Annotated in this window: 5 protein-coding genes; 1 reads left to right on the forward strand and 4 read right to left on the reverse strand. The window is 68.2% G+C overall.

Going from position 1 to position 3,554, the window contains the following annotated elements; translation table 11 throughout:
* Positions 1-64: 64 nt before the first annotated feature.
* The 3 genes from LQV45_RS21040 to LQV45_RS21050 all read right to left on the reverse strand — a co-directional run bounded on the left by LQV45_RS21040 (position 65) and on the right by LQV45_RS21050 (position 2,016).
* A complete protein-coding gene (locus LQV45_RS21040; RefSeq protein ID WP_026266579.1) occupies positions 65-442 on the reverse strand; it encodes a glyoxalase superfamily protein in 378 nt (125 codons plus the stop codon).
* A gap of 71 nt (positions 443-513) precedes the next feature.
* Positions 514-1,149 (reverse strand): uracil phosphoribosyltransferase, encoded by a 636-nt coding sequence (gene upp, locus LQV45_RS21045; RefSeq protein ID WP_018774274.1) that lies wholly within the window; start codon positions 1,147-1,149, stop codon positions 514-516.
* Positions 1,150-1,161: 12 nt separating this feature from the next.
* Positions 1,162-2,016 (reverse strand): phosphatase PAP2 family protein, encoded by an 855-nt coding sequence (locus LQV45_RS21050; RefSeq protein ID WP_230008678.1) that lies wholly within the window; start codon positions 2,014-2,016, stop codon positions 1,162-1,164.
* Between the two features lie 89 nt (positions 2,017-2,105).
* On the opposite strand from LQV45_RS21050, the gene LQV45_RS21055 reads away from it, so the two are divergent.
* A complete protein-coding gene (locus LQV45_RS21055) occupies positions 2,106-2,606 on the forward strand; it encodes a nucleoside deaminase (RefSeq protein WP_230008679.1) in 501 nt (166 codons plus the stop codon).
* A 10-nt stretch (positions 2,607-2,616) separates the two neighbouring features.
* Here LQV45_RS21055 and LQV45_RS21060 read toward each other — a convergent pair.
* The coding region (locus tag LQV45_RS21060) for a DNA glycosylase AlkZ-like family protein (RefSeq protein WP_230008680.1) at positions 2,617-3,554 on the reverse strand (938 nt) is incomplete at its 5' end.

Below are 3,554 nucleotides of genomic sequence, written 5' to 3' on the forward strand. Positions count from 1 at the left end.
CTGCCGCATGGCCCCGCCCAACCCGTTGGCCCCGGGTCAGCCTGCCGCGCGGAGCCTGCCGGGATCAGCCGTTGGGCCGGTGGGGGATGTACTGCACTGCCCACTTGTTGCCGTCGGGGTCGGCGAAGTGGACAAAGTGCCCCCAGTCCTGGACGTCGACGTCGCTGACGTCCACTCCGTTGTCCTTGAGCTGCTTGTGCGCGGCCTGGATGTCGCTGACCACAAGCTGCAGGCTCGGTGCGGTACCGGGCGGGGCGTCGTTGAGGCCCTCGCCGATGGCAATCGAGCAGCCGGAGCCCGGCGGCGTCAACTGGACAAACCGGAGGCCCTCCATGGGCCGTTCGTCGTAGTCGGCGTTGAAGCCCACCTTATTGACGTAGAAATCCTTGGCCCGGTCCACATCGGACACCGGCACAAACACGAGTTCAAGTTTCCAATCCATGGCGCACAGGCTAGCGCGGTCCGCGCCGGCGCGGAAGGGATCCTCCGTGTTGCGCCTCGGCGGCGCCGCTCCTAGCCGGCGATGCCGTACAGGCGGTCTCCGGCGTCGCCCAGGCCGGGCACGATATAGGACTTCTCGTTGAGCTTCTCGTCGATCGAGGCCAGCACGATCGTCACGTTGGCCTCTGACAGCTCTTCCTCCAGCTTGGCCAGGCCCTCCGGGGCGGCAAGGAGGCAGATGCAGGTGACGTCGGAGGCGCCGCGCTTGAAGAGGAATTTGATGGCCTCGCGCAGGGTCCCGCCGGTGGCCAGCATGGGATCGAGGACGAAGATCTGCCGGTCCGTGAGGTCCTCGGGGAGGCGCTCGGCGTAGGTGATGATGTCCAGGGTCTCTTCGTCCCGGGCCATGCCCAGGAAGCCGACCTCGGCCGTGGGGACCAGCTTGGTCATGCCCTCGAGCATGCCCAGCCCGGCGCGGAGAATGGGGACCACCAGCGGGGTGGGCTTGGTGAAGGCGGTGCCGACGGTGGTGCTGACGGGGGTCTCGATGGTCACCGGTTCGGTGCGGACATCTCGCGTGGCTTCGTACGCGAGGAGCGTGACAAGCTCCTCGGTGAGCTGGCGGAAGACCGGGGACGGGGTGTTCTTGTCCCGCAGAACGGTGAGCTTATGGGCGACCAGCGGGTGGTCCACAACGAGAGTGCGCATGGGTCAAAACTATCACCCGGATGCTGAGGACCGTCCCGCGGGGCCGGAGGTATCGGCGTCGTTCGTCCCTGCCTGTGCAGTGCCGACGGCACTGCCTTTGGTGGCGCCTTCATGCAGGTGGGCGGGATGCTCAAAAGTCGGCGCGTCGCCGGCGTGTTCGCGGTGCCGGAGCACGTGGAAGAGCCGGTGGGCCAGGATCACGATCCCCACCCAGGCCAGACCGATGACCCACCCGACGATCACATCGGTCATCCAGTGATGGCCCAGGTAGACCCTGCTCAGGCCCATCGCGACGATGAAGATCACACCAGCGGCGATCAGGGCGATCCGGGCGCCGGTCCGCTTGATGTGCAGGCAGGCCAGGTACACCACGAGCGCGATCACCACCGTGGTGTTCAGCGTGTGGCCGCTCGGGAACGACGGCGAGTTCTCGTAGGGCGGCACGGCGTCGGCATGGTCCGGGCGGGTCCGGCCGATCAGTTTCTTGCCCAGGGACGTGGCCGTCACGGAGACCGCGGCTGCGCCGCCGATCAGGATCAGCGGCCGCCACGACCGGGAGGTGTAGATGAGCACTGCCGTCAGGATGCTGGCCAGGATGGGCATCCCGATGCCGCCGCCGATGTTGGTGAACCCGGTGATGAACGCGTCGAGGCCGGGGTTGCGAAGCTGCTCCATGAACGCCAGCGCCGGCTTGTCCAGGTTCGCCAGGCCCGCGTCGTCCACCACGTTGTCGTAGACCTCGGCACTCGTCAGGGCCAGGATCACCACCACCACGCCGCCGATCAGCATGGTGATCCACAGCGCCGCGTAGGGCACCACCCATTTGCCCCAGCGCTCCGTCAGCCAGTTCTCTGTTCTGGTGGTCACGGCCGTCTCCCGAATATTTGACTATTTGAACCCGTGGACTGCGCAGCCGGGCTGCACAGCATGCTTAGGATCGAAACTATCATTGACCCATGACTGCCCCTGAGCCGCGCCATGCCCAGTGGATGGGCCTTGCCCTGGTTGAGGCCCGGAATGCCCTGGCCACCGCAGACGTGCCGATCGGCGCCGTCGTGATCGGGCCGGACGGTTCGGTGCTGGGCACCGGGCGAAACGAACGCGAGGCCCTCGGGGACCCGACGGCCCACGCCGAGATGGTCGCCATCCGGGAGGCCGCCGCGCGGTTGCGGTCGCACCGGGCCCTGGAGGGCAAGGGCGACGACGGCTGGCGGCTGGAGGACTGCACCCTGGTGGTGACGCTGGAACCCTGCGCGATGTGCGCTGGAGCGATCGTCCTCGCCAGGATTCCGCGGGTGGTGTTCGGTGCCTGGGACGAGAAGGCCGGCGCCGCGGGTTCCGTGTTCGACATCCTCCGCGAGCGCCGGCTCAACCACTGGGTGGAAGTGGTTGCAGGCGTCCGTGAGCAGGAGTGCGCAGCGCTGCTGCGGGACTTCTTCGCCGGGCACCGCGCCTGATCCGTTCCGGCTAGCTTGCGCCGCCGGCAGATGACGCGCCGGCCGGTGACGCTGAGGCTACAGCGGAAGCCGCGAGCCCATCGATCCGCTTCTGCCGGGAGGCCGGAGAGTCCAGGCTGAAGGCCCGGAAATCACCGAGGTCCTCGCGGATCCAGGTTTCCACCTCGGCGATCCGCTGTGTGACGGCGGGCGTGGGGCCGTGGAACAGCCAGGGCACGATCCGTTCCTGGGCCGGATCGTACTGCCAGAGTCCGATGATCCGGCCGCGGTCCAGGATCGGGTGGTCCGGGAGATCCGCCTGCAGCGCGAGCGACCCCAGCGCCGGCTTCTGCAGGTCCTCCTCGGCCAGCAGGTCCGCCGCGTTGCGGCGCAGCAGGAACAGGGAATCCGTTCCTGCCAGCAGCTGGATCTGTTCCCCCGCCGGCTCCTCAAAGGCGGCGAGGCCGCCGAGGTCCTCGGGCAGCATCCACAGCGGGTCACCGCCTGCGGCATGTGCCCCGGCCATTGCTGTGGACAGGGCGGTGGGCACCTCGACGGCGCCGACGGCGGCGAGGGCCGCCTTGCTTTGCGCCACGGTGAACCCCGTGAACCATTGCGACTGTTTGAAGGTGGCTCCGCCGGTCCAGCCCAGGTAGCGGCGGATCAGCTCGGTGCGCGCATCCTCGTCGTCAAGATCGCTGGGCGGCAGGCCCCACGGCTGGTAGGCGTAGCGCTGCTGGTCCAGGCGCCCGTTCGCCGGGACCCTGCGGATCCGGCCGTCGGACTGCAGGATCCCGAGTGCGGTAGGCAACGTGGTGGTGGCGCCCTTTTTCTTGCCTTCCTCGCCAAGGTTGCGCACTGAATCGCCGAGCTCGTCCTTGAGCTGCCGCGGATCCATGGGCCCCTCCGCCTCGGCGAGGGTGTGCAGCACCTGCTCTTCCAGCAGCGTGATCTCGCCGCGATCCACGC

This window comes from Microbacterium sp. Bi128 (assembly GCF_918698205.1).